A 15,007-nucleotide genomic window follows, 5' to 3' on the forward strand; every position below is an offset into this window, starting at 1 on the left:
TTCATTTATGCATTTTCTGCCGCTTCATTATGATTTTTGCAAACCACCTGTCCAGCCACATAGCAGACCGCTGCAACTGCCATACCATTGATCGAAGCAATTCCCCATGACACAAGATTTGCTACCACTGCACCTGCGATCACACCGATCACGGCAAACCAGTTCACAGTTTTGATTTCTACTTTATCACTATCGTACTCCTTCTTATTTATGAAGTACGAGAGTACCAGGATAATCCCTACCGGCGGAAGGGTACAGTTCAGTACGTTCAGCCAGTTACAGAAATTGTAATACAGCCATACAGAAAGAAGTGTTCCGATAATACCTGAAATCAGAACCATCGGTTTCTTCTTCTGCCGGAAAATATTTGCCAGTCCAAGACCTGCTGAATACAGCGCATTGTCGTTGGTGGTCCAGATATTGAGTCCCAGAACCAGAATCGCCATATAGAACAAATTCAGACGGATCATAACCTCAAAGATATCATTTCCGCCAACGAAAATATAGGCAATCGCCCCAAAAAAGAACATCAGTGAATTCCCGATAAAGAATGCTACAACCGTTGCAATTGTACCTGATTTGGCATCCTTTGCAAATCTTGCAAAGTTCGGAGTTGCCGTTCCGCCTGATACGAAGGAACCGACTACCATACCTGCTCCACCGATCACGGTCACAGATCCACTGGATACTGCAAACTGGTCAACGATCGTTCCATTTCCCTGCCGAACTGCCATCACCATTGCTACCGTTCCAAGAATCGCAACGAGCGGAACTGCAATATAGCTTACCACCGTAAGGGAATCAATTCCGAAATATGCAGAAGCAGTCATACAGCCTCCTGCAACCAATACCAGAGCCCACATCGCAGCCTTACTTCCACCGAGAAGCTCTCCTGATACCGGGATTGCAAACATCGCAACACCCACACCGAACCATCCGATCTGAGTGAAGCTGATCATTGCAGAAGAAAGATAAGATCCTTTTTCTCCAAACGCTCTTTTTGCCAGAAGATCCATGCTAAGTCCGGTCTTTGCACCTACATATCCCAGAAGTCCTGTATACACACCAAGGATCGCTCCTCCAAGGAGAAGGGACTTGATAAATCCCCAGAAATCAAGTCCTGCTGCCATCTGCTGCCCAACCCACATACTTGCCGAGAAAAATGTAAATCCCAGCATGATCATAAACATGGTCAGGAAACCTTTTCTGCCCTCTTTCGGGACTGCCTGGTCCGCATAGTCAATATCAACAGTTGTATCTTTCGTTTTTTTGCTCATTTTTTACCTCATTCCATTCTCTGTGATCAACAAGTTCATTCTTTTTATAGCATATATTTCTTCAAAGAATCGGTAAATTCGGTAATTCTCTGATCTGCCAGTTCTTTTAATGTAATATTTTTCATACTCTCGATATATCCCTGTTCCTGACGGTACAGCCACTTGGTGTCTGCCGGACGGATCTTCTCATAGTGGTTCTTCTCGATCCAGTCCTCATAACTGATCGGTGTCGGGTATCCAATCTTTTCATCAAGCAGTTCTTTAAAATCGATCTTATCTGCTCTCTCTTTGATTCCTTCCCAGAATTCCAGAACTTCCTCTACATGCTCATGAATCTCATAGCGTCTTGCCCCGCCATCGTAGATGATACATTTTTCAAAAAGCGGACTGCACATGGAAAGTGTCTCTCTTCTGAACTCCGGCGCGATGATTCCGTCCTTCCAGTAGAAGTCCACATCCGGAAGGTTGATTCCTGACACACCTTTATCCTGATAAGTACTGAAAATTCCTTCATAATACACGGTAATGAACCCTTCAAATTCCGGCCAGAACTCACGAATCTCTCTGGTAAGATTCTCAAGAATCTCAATTCCCTTTGTTCCACCAATTGTGAAAATGATAATATTGCGAAGCTTTGCTCCGTTCTTCCTGTAAAAATCTGTCACATAGCGCAGGCAGTGGATCAGAGTCTCCCCACTTGCAATGATATCTCCGATCATCAGTGTGCTGTCCGGAACCATGGTAAGCTTACTATATTTGATTTCAAGCCCTGCAATCTCTTCATCCGCAAATACACGTTCACTGGATAAGAAACTGATATCGTGTACACGGATGTGCTCTCTATAGCAGCTTTCCTCCAACGGATAGTTCAACGCTCCTCTCAAGATAGAAAGAATATTTGCAGTTGTCACTTTCTTCTGTTCCTTAAAATAGTAAAGCATCTGAGATGTAGAAGGAATCAGGCAGTCATATACCTCATATCCGACGATCTCCGGTGTATTCAGAAGCTTTCTTGTCTCTGCTTCCGATACAACATAATATTCATTTACATAGTTCCCACCGGCCAGTTTATAACAGGCTACACCCTGTTCATTAAATTCCGGCACCAGCTTAACCTGATTCCAATTTTTCATCTGTGATTTTCCCCTTTTCTGTAAGTCCACTTTTCATGACAATAAACATTCTACAAAATGTTATGATGAAAGTGGGGGAATGTCAAGTGGAAAATTGGAATGTTGCCAACATTTTCATTTTATATAGAAATCTCCGTGATTTTATAGGTTTTCCATTCATTTGTAACATTTTTCCACCTTTATCCATACCTGTTTGCCACATTTTTCTTTACTTTTCCATACCCATTTGTAACATTTTTCCGAAACCAGTTATTTCCATTGAATTTTCTTGTTAATAAAAAAGAACATCCCCGTCCCCGGGAACATTCTTTTTCATCTCTCTACTACAATATATTTATGCTCAATCTCTTTACATCACCATCTGGAACACCAACACCATCAGCGGCATCGTCACGATCGCCCCAAGTGTCGTCAGCACATTGATCGTGCTCGCATACCTGGAATCATTTCCATACACCTGACTCATCTGCGTAACTGTCGAAGCAGCAGGTGCAATGATCGCCAGAAATACGATCAGAAGGATCTTCTTCCCATCTGCATTCCATCCAACCAGTCCACTGATCTTCAGGATCAGAAGTGCAATAAACGGAATTCCGATCAGACGCATTAACGCAATAAAATACGCCTTCTTATTCGTCAGAACCTTTCTGATATTCATTCCGCCCATCAGCATTCCGATTACAAACATACTTGCCGGTCCCACCATTGCCCCGACAGAACTTAACGTACCGGTTATGATTTCCGGCAGCCGGATCTTTGCAAAGAACAACACGATTGCTGCTATGATCGTAATGATATTGATATTGGTAAATATTTTCTTCAGGTTAAATCCTTTTTCATGGCTCAGTACATTTTTACAGTGTGTCCAGAAAAAGATGGTCTGAATCCCCATAAACACACATGCATAAAACACCCACTCTTCGCCAAGCATAAATGCCACAAGCGGTACGATCATATTTCCTGAATTGGAATAATAAATGGACATGGTTTCCACTTCATTCAGATGCAGGACTTTTCCGATCAGGTTGACGATCGGGAGCAGGATAAATAAAAGAAGCAGTGACGCGATGCATGCCAGCATAAGGCCGCTCACCTTTTCCGGGGTATAATCCACCTGAAATGCATTCAGAATCACACATGGCACGATCAGATATAATACCAGTGTTGACAGTACCTTACTGTCTTCATCCTTCAGAAATCCCATTTTGACTATCGCATAACCCATGAATATCATAATGAACAGCTTTGCGATCTGCTCCATCAGAAGTATACTCAGTTCCATTTTTGCCCTCTTTTCCTTCTCATCAAAAGAAGCGGATTGCCAGACGCAACCCGCTTCCCATTATTTCATTTCTTTTCTATCGGTTCATTTCTCGTCTGTCAGATTTTTCCATCCTTTAAACAATATCAAATCCCCTGTTCTCTGTCAAGAAATCTCATTTTTTCAGACTATTCTCTTGCTACACCTGTCCAAGAAGCCTTCTGCACTTCTGGTTCATCTCGCCCAGTTCCTGCACAACCGGTAACAGATCCTCTTTACTCATTCCATAACTGATCATGCAGAGTGCCTTATAGAAAAATTCGTTCACTTCCGCATCTGTTTTCCCAATGACGACCGCCGGGGAAATGATAGCTGCCATCTCCCGGATTCCGAAAAGGATTGCAGTCTCCACGCCGCGCACATCTGTTTCGTGTTTCCAGATATTGCTCACATCATATTCGGAGGTATTGCCACACGGTGCTGCACAGACTGCGCAATCCGGTGCGACGGTATCTTTTTCTTCTCTTACTTTTTCGATCATCGCTTTTAAAGATGTTGTACCGATGTTACTGTTCGTAATCGTATGCACAAGACCTTCGACGATAATCTCATCTGTGTTTTCTGTCTTTGGATTGTTACCACAGGATCTGGCAAGACCGATCAGCGCACCGGTCAGTTCATCCTGGAGTGCTAAAATCTCCTGTCCCTGCGAAATCGTCGCTGTATTACTCATATTTTCATTCCTCGTACCTTCTTTTTTGTATGGATAAGTATACGGTTTCTGGATTTTTATTTCTGTTGTAATAACAACATCATACCTGTTTATCTGTTACAATCAGGATTTTCTTTCCATAAAATGCAAAACCATAATACCGGCTCTTTGATTTAGGTATTCCATCAAATAATAATTCCATTCAGATGATCGCACTCATGTTGAATAATCTGTGCCGTCCATCCACTGTATTTTTGTCTCTGCCGTTTAAAATTGATATCCTCGTATTCTACTTCAATTTCCTGATAACGCACACATTTTCTTACGCCATCCAGAGACAGGCATCCTTCTTCTGTCTCATACTTTCCGTTTCTCTTTACAATCTTCGGATTGAACATCGCAACATTCATAAATCCCATATTGACTGCAATGATCGCTTTATTTACCCCGATCATATTTGCTGCCATTCCCACACAGCCATCTTCGTGCGCTTTTAATGTATCCAGTAAATCAATTGCAACTGGAAAATCTCCTTTCGTTGCTTTCTCTGCCTTCTGGCGCAGAAAAAAGAGATCTCTCATAATTGGTTTTACCATTTTATCTTTCCCCTTTCCGTAGTACTAGTTACTGTTCACAGTACCTGTGACCAGCAACTAGTACTTTCCAGTATACACGATTTTTCCCATTTTTAGGTTGGAAAAATTGGAAAATGCACATATAATTAGATTAGTTTTCAAATACAAACAGGAGTGTACTATCTATGGATAAGATTAAAATTATAAAAAAGAACGATGAATATTCTTCCGAATATCAGATCGGAGATACTTTTGAAATCGAAGGCACCTGGTATGGTGGTGTCCATATTATCGGAAAGACCGGCGCACCGGTTTCTCTTGATAAAGATGAATATATTTATCTGGATGCCGATTCGGAAAATAAAGCAGATTCTGCGTCTGTAATTTTCCACCCGGAATCGTCTGCCTCAACACAAACCAGTACGGTTATCCCAGAAGCACAGCCTGCTTCTACGCTTTCTGCCAATACCGAAAAAAATGACGCAGAACCCCTCCATGAAATCCATGTTGGCGATATCGTGCGCCATTTCAAAAGAGAATGGGTATCCGAAGAGAGCACCAAATATCTCTACAATGTACTGGCTTTCGCCGAGCATACTGAAACAGGCGAAAAGCTGGTTGTCTACCAGGCAATGTATGCACCATTCAAAATCTGTGCAAGACCATACGATATGTTTATGAGCGAAGTCGATCACCAGAAATATCCGGGAATCAGGCAGCACTGGCGTTTTGAAATAAATGAATAAATCATGATTAAATAAAAATGGAGAATCTCCCAGTCCCCGGCTGATACCGGAGCGGATGATTCTCCATTTCATCTTCTTACAACACTCTCGCAATTCTTATATTCCTTGATGAGCTTCCGATTCTGACTTCAACTACATCGCTTTCTTTTCCTGCTCTGTCTCCTGTGTTGGTCACATCACAGCTGACTTGCAGCTTAGCCCCGTTCCTTTTTATCTCTGCACCTGAATAGGCAAAGGTTGTATAGGAAAGTCCATGTCCGAAACAGAATTCCGGTTCAATCCCAAAAGTATCATTATAGCGGTAGCCTACGAAAACACTTTCTTTATAACGCACCTTTTCATCGCCCGGAAATTCTCCGACTGCATGTGCAGAACAGTCCGTATGCTTTTTGTAGAAGGTTTCCGGCAACTTTCCGGATGGACTTACTCTTCCAAATAAAACTTCGGCAAGCGCATTTCCACCTTCCATTCCGGAATACCAGTTCCATACAACAGCCTTTGCGTCTTTGATCCAGCTCCCCATCTCAACCGGACTTCCTGCCATCATGACAATCACCGTATTCGGATTTGCCTTCAGTACTTCCCGAATCAGTTCATCCTGCTCATATGGGAGTTTCATATCTGCGCGGTCAATTCCTTCACTGTCATGCTCATGGTTCAGACCACCAACCAGAATGACCTCATCATACTGCGCGGCAAGCTCTGCTGCCTCTTTTCTGAGGAGTACTCTTTCTTCTTTTACTTTCACATCTACAGACTGCTCTTCTTTTCTGCTTCCGCCGCCATCTTCCAGGCTGGTCTCCTGCCAGTTCGCCTCAGACTCTTCTTTCTTTTCATCCCGTTTGTATCCCTGTACAAATGTAACTTCTGCATTACCACCGAGAAGTGTCTTAATTCCCATCAGTGGCGTGATCTCATAAAGTGCTTTGATCTCCGTGCCTACGATGCATTTGGCGAAAAAGTCGGATCCAAAGAATACAAAGAAGACCAGATTTACATCGAACCACAGGGATTCTGTGTACTTGCTGATGTCGGTGTAAATGACGGCCAGGCGAAAAAAGCTCTGAATTCTGTTAAAGAAAAGCTGGATACAAAGTACGGTATTGTTCTGCTCCAGCCTGCATATACAACTTATCACCTCAACCTTGGTGAATTTTCTTCTTATTCACCGGGATATAAAGAAAATGCAGGTATCTTCTGTCACAACAATCCATGGGTATCGATTGCAGAAACGAGAATCGGACGTGGTAACAGAGCATTTGAGATCTACCGCAAGACCTGCCCTACTTACCTTGAAGACATCAGTGATATCCACCGCACAGAGCCATATGTGTACTCGCAGATGATCGCCGGATGCATATGACGTAGAATCAGAAGATCTTGCACCTGTAAGAACCGATAAAGAAGCAAAAGGCGGAATCTGCATCCGACCGGATGAGAATGTGAATGAATATTATGTAGAAATTGTTATGGGATAATTTCTTTCATCAGAAAAGCCATCAAAAGTTTGAAATTTTGAACTCGAAGGAACCTGGTATGGCGGTGTCCATATTACCGGATCGACAAAAAATCGCTATAACACCTGAATTTCCAGGCATTATAGCGATTTCTGTCTTGTCCCTGTTATATTATTTTCTATTTACTGTTCACAGCTTTATTCGTATTTTTCAAAAATCCGGCACAGCAGAAATGACTGTGCATACGATAATACTGCAAATCCGAAGAACACCCATAAAATACTTGCAACTACAAATGATCTGGATGTAAATAATGTCACTATCAGTGATCCGACGCTTAAACCTGTAATCACGATTGTAAACGGAATGTTCACTGCTGCAAGAAGTAATGCATTGCGCAATGTCGCAAAAATACCATTTTCAAATCTTGCAATATACGGGAACAGATACTGGAACATCAGTATCCACACTCCAAGAATAATTGCCAGAATCACACGCATCACACTATACATGCTTCCCTGAAAAACTCTTATGATACGAAAATCCACAAACAACAGCATGGCAACGACAGCCATGATCAGCCAGCAAATGGTTGCCTGTTTGAAGTTCCTTTTATACGCTTTCCAGAATTCCTTCCACACGGAAGGTTCTTCCCCTCTTGCCATCTTCATCGCTACCGCGTACAGTGCGCTTAATGAAGTTCCAATGGTGATCACTGGAATGCATCCGACTACAAAGATCATATTCAATATTATAATATCTCCAAGTCGTCCAAGTACCCTCATTACCGGACTGTCAATTGCCAGAAATTTCATTATCTATCCGCCTCTACTTACTTAATCTGATTACATTCCATGATGCTTTTCCAAGAAGAGTTGTCATAATTCCGCCGTCCATCTTTGAACGGTTTACTGTCTTTGGTACTACTTTTTGTTCATAAGAACTGTTCACCAGTTTCAGATTGGATTCTTCCATTACAATATGCTCTGTCAGATGGAAGCCTTCCATACCTCTTAAATCTGTTGTCAGTTCAATATCTTCATCCAGTGTACGGTTAACAGCGAAAATTGTAAGTTCTTCTTTTTCTTCATTATACACTGCAACGCTTTCTACGTCAGTAACATTTTCATGTTTTGCTGTATCGTGCTTAGCTGTCTGAACAAGCGGCATTAATGCAACACCACGTCCATATCTGGATGCATGAAGGAACGGATAAAAAATTGTCTGTTTCCAGGCTGCTCCGCCTCCCTGATCTGTCATGATCGGCGCAATTACATTGACCAGCTGTGCCATACATGCAATTTTTACTCTGTCTGCATGTTTCAGCAATGTGATCAGCATCAGACCGACTAACAGTGCATCTTCAAATGTATAAATATCTTCCAGCATCGGAGGTGCTACCTGCCATGGATGGTTCTGTGTGATATCATCATCTGCCGCATTTGAATGGAACCATACATTCCACTCATCAAAACTGATATTGATATTTTTCTTTCCACGTTTTTTCGCTCTTACATAATCGCAGGTTGCAATGACTGTACGGATAAATTCATCCATATCATCAGAGCATGCAAGGAAATCTGCGGTATCATCATCACGATTTCCATAATATTGATGCATAGATACATAGTCTACATAATCATATGTATTCTCCAGAGTGGTAGATTCCCACTTCGGGAATGTCGGCATATCAAGAGCTGAGCTTCCACAGGATACCAGTTCAATGGATGGATCGATCAGTTTCATTGCCTTTGCGGTCTCTTCTGCAAGACGTCCGTATTCTTCCATGGTCTTGTGTCCGAGCTGCCACGGTCCGTCCATCTCATTTCCCAGGCACCATACCTTAATGTTATGTGGATCTTTCACTCCATGTTTGATACGAAGATCACTGTATTTCGTTCCACCAGGATGGTTGCAGTATTCCAGAAGATTGCATGCATCTGCAATTCCTCTTGTACCAAGATTTACTGCCATCATCATGTTGGAATTTACTTTATCCGTCCATTTTGCAAATTCATTTAATCCGATCTTATTTTCTTCCAGACTTCTCCATGCAAGTTCCAGGCGTGCCGGACGCTCCTCCACCGGTCCTACGCTGTCTTCCCAGAAAAAGTTTGATACAAAGTTTCCACCCGGATAACGGATGATCGGCACATTCAGTTCCTTTACCAGATCAATGACATCTTTACGGAATCCATCATCATCCGACAACGGATTGCCCGGCTGATATAAGCCATCGTATACGGCACGTCCGAGGTGTTCAATGAAAGAACCATAAATTCTCTCATCTACCTTGGAAATCCGGAAATCTTTATCAATGATCATCTTCGCTGTCTTACTCATTTTCAGCCTCCTATTCTATCTTACCTTCTTATTTTACAACAATTATTCTTTTACTGCACCTGCTGTCATACCTTCAATAAAATACTGCTGGAAGCATACAAACAGTATAAAAATCGGAATGATCGAGAAGAATGAACCTACAACCAGAAGACTATAATTATCTCCATATGGGTTGATCAAGGTGTTAAGTCCAAGTGTCAGTGTATATTTTTCTGAAGAACGGATTACCAGTAATGGCCACAGGTAATTGTTCCATGCGTTCATACCATTTAAGATCGCCATGGCCGCAAATGCAGGTTTCATAATCGGCATGATCAGTCTAAAAAAGATACCATACTCCGTCGCTCCGTCAATTCGTCCGGCTTCCATAAGTGATTTTGGAAGTCCAAGAAGATACTGTCTGAAGAAAAAGATTGTGGATGCATGTGCAACAAATGGTAATATGATCGCAATATAGCTGTCCATCAGTCCCCAGTTAGTCATCTGCTTATACAGAGGAAGCATGATGACTTCCAGCGGAACAGATAAGATCAGAAGAACGACAACAAACATTGCATTCTTCCCTTTGAATTCATAAGCCGCAAATCCATATCCTACAAATGCACTTACCAGAAGTGTGGCTACTACGGTAATTACAGTAAGAAAGATACTGTTAAAGAACCATCTCCAGTAGTTATGCTGTCCTGTAAACAGAAGCACGTAGTTATCCAGGCTCATACGTTTCCAGTCAATTCCGAGGTTCAGACCATACTGCAGAAGATCTCCGCCCGGCTTGAAGCTGGCAAGAAAGATCGTATAAATCGGAAGAATAATCAGAATAGCCAGGATTGAGAAGAAAATGAGCATCAATACTGTGCAAAGCCGGTCTTTCTTTTTTCTCTTTTCACCCATACTATCTCTCCTCCTTCTTAAATGTTCCTGTTGCCGCCAACTGTATCATATTGACGATCATAACAATAACCAGAAGTACAAGCCCTACCGCGCAGGCATAACCCATTGCACGTTTTTCAATTCCCTGCCTGTACAGATATCCAACGATCGTAAGCCCGATATTCTGTGGCGAGTTATTACCTTTCCATAACATGTAACTTTCATTAAACATGGCAAGACCTGCGTAGATACTGATCGTCAGCACGTATACGGTGGTTGGCTTCAGAAGTGGAAGGGAAATTCTTGTAAATTGCTGCCATTTATTTGCTCCATCAATAGAAGCTGCCTCATAAAGGTCTGTTGAAATGCTCTGTAATCCGGCAAGGAAGTACAGGATGTTAACACCTGTCCATCTCCAGCATGCCAGAAGTAACAGTGCAAAATAACCAGTCAGATCATTCTTTAACCATTTGATCGGTCCAAGTCCGAACATTCCGATCACCTGGTTGGCAAGAGAAGTCTCCATCTCACCAAACATCAGACGGAAGATTGTACCTGCAACTACAACTGATGTCAAAGCCGGAAGAAAATAGATTGATTTAAAAAATCCTGGTTTCTTCATCAGCTTACTGTTCAGCAGCGTTGCGAAAAACATCGGAAACGGAATCAGCAGCACCAGTGTTCCGATCATGTATCGAGTACTGTTAGCCAGAGCTTTTAAAAATATCTTGTCGGACAGAAGTCTCTTATAATTATCCAATCCAACCCATTTATCCTGTAATACATCCTGAAAACTTAAAAGGACTCCGTTCGCGATTGGAACTGCCCAGAAAAATATAACAGTAAGGACAAAAGGAAGGATGAACACATAAGGAGCTAATTTCTGAGAATAGAACAGTTTCTTCATGGTTTATGTATCCTCCTTCTTAAATTATAGAAAGGGCTGCGGCAGCTTTTGCACGCAACCCCTGAATATTACATTACCAGTTACTTAATTGTAACTTTTTTATTTGCCACCAAATTCATTTTCAAGAGTTTCCTGAGACTGTTCCAATGCCTCTTTAACATCCATTCCTTCTTCAAAAATGTTATTCAGTGTTGTTGTGCAGAACTCGTTATTGATAGATGGATATTTTTCGCTTGTGCAAGAAGCAAGTGAGCCAATGCCATCCTGGAGCTCTAATAATGTATCAAACGGTTTTGTCTTGAAGTATTTTACAAACTGGTTGTCCGGATTCTGAGTAAGATCTGTATCTGTCCATACTGCTGTATTAACAGGGTCAAATCCTAATACATTCCAAACTTCTTTGTTAGCGTCTTCAGACAGTTTGATGTAAGCGAATACTTCTGCTGCAAGTTCTGCGTTTTCAGAAGATTTAACAACTGCTGTACCGGTTCCGCCACCACCGATTGTCTTAACTGCATCGTTGTCACCAAATACCGGAGGTGCTGCAATAGCGATCTTGCCATCAAGGTCAGACATATAGTTTGTGAATCTTGATGTCTGCCAGAAAGGCATAATCTGTACTGCAAAGTTGCCACTGTTGTATTCCGGATAAGCTTCTTCGTTATCCGGCTGTCCACCAGCTACGGTTGCAAGTGCGCCTGCTTCCTGCATATCTTTGATATACTGAAGTACTTCTACTACTTTATCGTTTGTAAGATCAAGTTTTCCATCTTTGTCAAGGTAATCTGTACCTTTCTGAGCTAACATCAGGTTGATCATCCACTGAGCTGTTGTTTCAGCGCAGGCAAATTCTTTACCTGTAGCTTCATGGTATTTAACACCAGCTTCTTTAAAGTCATCCCATGTCTTGATCGTTGTGTAATCAATTCCTGCTTCTTTTAACAGATCATCGTTGTAGAATGCAACGGTTGTACCAACGTGTGTTGGGAAGCCATAATATTTTCCATCTTTTCCATAGATGTCAAGACGGGATTCTACTACATTATCTTTATATGGTTCGATCGCATCTGTCAGATCCATAAGTCCGATTTCACCACTTGTAAATGCCGGGAATTTTCCAAGCTCAATATCAACTACATCCGGAGCACCTTTTCCGGATTCCAGTGCAAGAGATAATTTGTTGTGCATATCATCATACTGCATATTAGAAAGTACTAATTTAACCTTCTTATCCGGATGTGCCTCATTCCACTTCTCTGCCATGTTGGTGTAGAATTCCTGGTGTAACTCGATGAATGTCCATACATTAAGAGTGGTTGCATCTCCATCAACTTCCATCTCTTTTGTTCCGCCTGATTCCCCTTTTGCTTTGCTGTCGGAGCCGCTCTTTTCGCTTCCTGCGCTACAGCCGAGCAACATTGTTGCTGTCATAGCTGCACAAAGAATCACTGACACTAATTTCTTTTTCATATTTCTTCCTCCTTTTGGGTATTTATTTCTCCACAGGGTTGTATGTCCCCTGATAGATTCTTTAATTAAAACATCTCTTTCATCCATACCAGCATCTCACCCGTCTTGCGGTTGTCCCAGCAATGATATGGAACTGCTTTCAGATCTACTTCCTCGAATGCCATTTCCCGGCTATCATATAATGCTCCGTCTTTCCACGTATCCACGTTCAGTTTCTTTCCCTTAAACCGAAGTGTTGTCACGCCTCCAAGAAGTTCCGGTTCAAACATTTCTCTGACTTCCTGTTTCGTATCCACGAAGATAGCCGGAAGATTCTCTCCATTGTCTGTTTCTTCAAGACAGTACACCAGAGGTCCTTTCACCAGTGCAGTTTTTCCCACATCTTCTCTGACATTCGGATTTGCTCTCACAAATCTTGCAGGTACTTCAAAATCAATTACGATCTCGGTCTGTTTGCTGATTCCTCCGATCGTAAGGTATGCCTGACAGATATCCTGATGCTCTAAAAGTGCCCCATCTTTCCGGATGGTGTACGCTTTCACATAATCCGGAATTCTGATCGCCAGATTATTTGTGCTTCCTTCATCCGGTGTGACCTTTAATACGATGTGACCGGTATTGGTCAGGTCGCTTTCTATCTGAATCTTTGTTGTTCCTTCATTCAGATCGATCTGTGCTTCATTGGAAATATATAAGTTTACATATACTGTGTTCTTATCTGTAAAATAGATGTATTGTCCCATAGATGCCAGTGTTCTCGCAATGTTCGGTGGACAACATGCTACTCCAAACCATTTCTGTCTGACCGGTTTTATATGTTCCTTAGAAGTACGTTCAATACAGTTATCCGGCCATACTTCCAGTGGATTTACATAGAAGAAGCTCTTTCCATCCTGCGCAATTCCCGACAACAGAGTATTGTAAAGTGCTCTTTCTACAACATCCATGTAAGACGCATCTTTTGTGATCTGTGCCATTCTTCTTCCGAAGAGTGCAAGTCCAATCGATGCACATGTTTCTGAGTAGTTACTGTTATTTGGAAGATCATAATCCGTTGTAAACCGTTCCAGAAGTCCGGATGCCCCGATACTTCCTGTGATGTACATCTGGCGTTTCGTCATATCTTCCCACAATGTCTTACACGCTTCCATCAGCTCTTCATCCTGATACTCATATGCCAGATCTGCCATTGCACAATACATATACACAGCCCTTACTGCATGTCCCTCTGCCGTCTTCTGTTCTCTTACCGGCTGATGGGACTGTGAATATCTCGGATCATATTCGGCAAACTCCGGAAAGATCTGTTTATATTCCGGTTTCTTTTCCTCTTCTAAGAAATAATTTTCACCTACACCTCTGCGGTCGATGAAGTATTTTGCTGTCTCCAGATATTTCTTATTCCCGGTAACATGATACAGACGGATCAATGCAAGCTCGATCTCCTGATGTCCCGGATACCCGTGATTCTGACCTTCTTCCGGTCCAAATGTCCTGCAGATCAGATCTGCAAACTTTTTCATAATATCCAGAAATTCCGTCTTTCCGGTTGCTTTATAATATGCAACCGCTGCTTCTGTCATGTGCCCTGCTGTATATAACTCATGTCCCTCTTTCAAGTTCGTCCAACGCTTTGACGGATCTTTGATCGTAAAATATGTATTCAGATAACCATCTTCGCACTGGGCACGACCGATAAGGTTAATTGTTTTATCAGCAAGGTAAGATAAATGTTCATCCGGCTCTACTGCCAGAGAATATGCTACAGCTTCCAGCCACTTCGCTACATCTGTATCCTGGAATACTGCTCCTTCAAAATCGCCTTCCGCTTCTCCTGCCGCAATCCTGAAGTTTTCAATGCAATGACTGGTTTCCACATCCGGAAGCTTGTCATTTAAGATATCCCACTGATATGGAATCAGAACATCTTTCACAAGATGGGTGTATCTGTTCCAGAACCGATCTGAGATCTTAATCTTATTCAGCGGTACCGTTTTTAGTTTCTTGTCATCCATAATTTTTCCTCGGAATATTAAATACGATCTATATATACTTAATCGTTTAATATTCTTTTTTACAATTTTCCCGTTTTTCTTAAATATGCAATGCTGTTTTTGTTTTTCAGGCTCATATTTTTATTTTATTTACCTGTTTCTTGCTTGTTTTAATTATATACGCACTTTTATTATAAATGCAAGTAGAACTTAAACGTTTAATTTTGTGTATTTTGCACAATCACACAATAAAATAAGCACT

Annotated in this window: 13 protein-coding genes and 1 pseudogene; 2 read left to right on the top strand and 12 right to left on the bottom strand. The window is 41.8% G+C overall.

The genetic code is table 11. The annotated features are described in order from the left end of the window. Positions 1-5: 5 nt before the first annotated feature. The 5 genes from codB to PGU50_RS12190 form a co-directional block, all read right to left on the bottom strand. Positions 6-1,277, bottom strand: a complete 1,272-nt coding sequence (codB, locus tag PGU50_RS12170; RefSeq protein ID WP_270247096.1) for a cytosine permease — start codon at positions 1,275-1,277, stop codon at positions 6-8. A 44-nt stretch (positions 1,278-1,321) separates the two neighbouring features. Then, positions 1,322-2,410 (bottom strand): hypothetical protein, encoded by a 1,089-nt coding sequence (locus PGU50_RS12175; protein ID WP_044999117.1) that lies wholly within the window; start codon positions 2,408-2,410, stop codon positions 1,322-1,324. A 349-nt stretch (positions 2,411-2,759) separates the two neighbouring features. After that, entirely contained in the window at positions 2,760-3,692 is a 933-nt protein-coding gene (locus tag PGU50_RS12180) for an AEC family transporter (protein ID WP_117557390.1), read from the bottom strand. A gap of 178 nt (positions 3,693-3,870) precedes the next feature. Then, positions 3,871-4,404 (bottom strand): hypothetical protein, encoded by a 534-nt coding sequence (locus PGU50_RS12185; protein WP_118198671.1) that lies wholly within the window; start codon positions 4,402-4,404, stop codon positions 3,871-3,873. Positions 4,405-4,568: 164 nt separating this feature from the next. After that, entirely contained in the window at positions 4,569-4,979 is a 411-nt protein-coding gene (locus tag PGU50_RS12190) for a peptide deformylase (RefSeq protein WP_055247494.1), read from the bottom strand. 164 nt (positions 4,980-5,143) lie between these two features. On the opposite strand from PGU50_RS12190, the gene PGU50_RS12195 reads away from it, so the two are divergent. Continuing rightward, positions 5,144-5,704, top strand: coding sequence for a DUF1653 domain-containing protein (locus PGU50_RS12195; RefSeq protein ID WP_270247097.1), 561 nt, complete (start codon positions 5,144-5,146; stop codon positions 5,702-5,704). A 76-nt stretch (positions 5,705-5,780) separates the two neighbouring features. Here PGU50_RS12195 and PGU50_RS12200 read toward each other — a convergent pair whose 3' ends face one another. Beyond that, the gene (locus PGU50_RS12200) at positions 5,781-6,605 is read right to left on the bottom strand and encodes a glycoside hydrolase family 3 protein (protein WP_243014370.1); all 825 of its coding nucleotides are present in this window, start codon (positions 6,603-6,605) and stop codon (positions 5,781-5,783) included. Between the two features lie 30 nt (positions 6,606-6,635). Between PGU50_RS12200 and PGU50_RS18175 the strand changes: the two are divergent. After that, positions 6,636-7,058 (top strand): annotated as a pseudogene (locus PGU50_RS18175) (GH36-type glycosyl hydrolase domain-containing protein); the annotation flags it as partial. Between the two features lie 300 nt (positions 7,059-7,358). Here PGU50_RS18175 and PGU50_RS12210 read toward each other — a convergent pair. From PGU50_RS12210 to PGU50_RS12235, 6 genes are all read right to left on the bottom strand, one after another. Beyond that, on the bottom strand, positions 7,359-7,976 hold the full coding sequence (locus PGU50_RS12210) for a YesL family protein (RefSeq protein WP_118218275.1): 618 nt from the start codon (positions 7,974-7,976) through the stop codon (positions 7,359-7,361). Between the two features lie 13 nt (positions 7,977-7,989). Beyond that, the gene (gene arfA / locus PGU50_RS12215) at positions 7,990-9,504 is read right to left on the bottom strand and encodes an arabinosylfuranosidase ArfA (protein ID WP_117557384.1); all 1,515 of its coding nucleotides are present in this window, start codon (positions 9,502-9,504) and stop codon (positions 7,990-7,992) included. A gap of 42 nt (positions 9,505-9,546) precedes the next feature. Next, on the bottom strand, positions 9,547-10,395 hold the full coding sequence (locus tag PGU50_RS12220; protein WP_117557374.1) for a carbohydrate ABC transporter permease: 849 nt from the start codon (positions 10,393-10,395) through the stop codon (positions 9,547-9,549). A gap of 1 nt (position 10,396) precedes the next feature. Next, the gene (locus tag PGU50_RS12225; RefSeq protein ID WP_117557372.1) at positions 10,397-11,281 is read right to left on the bottom strand and encodes a carbohydrate ABC transporter permease; all 885 of its coding nucleotides are present in this window, start codon (positions 11,279-11,281) and stop codon (positions 10,397-10,399) included. A 99-nt stretch (positions 11,282-11,380) separates the two neighbouring features. Then, positions 11,381-12,751, bottom strand: coding sequence for an ABC transporter substrate-binding protein (locus PGU50_RS12230; protein ID WP_117557370.1), 1,371 nt, complete (start codon positions 12,749-12,751; stop codon positions 11,381-11,383). A gap of 65 nt (positions 12,752-12,816) precedes the next feature. Then, complete coding sequence (locus tag PGU50_RS12235) at positions 12,817-14,766, bottom strand: glycoside hydrolase family 127 protein (RefSeq protein ID WP_270247099.1); 1,950 nt, start codon at positions 14,764-14,766, stop codon at positions 12,817-12,819. Positions 14,767-15,007: the final 241 nt, after the last annotated feature.

Source organism: Coprococcus sp. AM11-30B (assembly GCF_027674365.1).
GTDB classification, from domain to species: domain Bacteria; phylum Bacillota; class Clostridia; order Lachnospirales; family Lachnospiraceae; genus Allocoprococcus; species Allocoprococcus comes.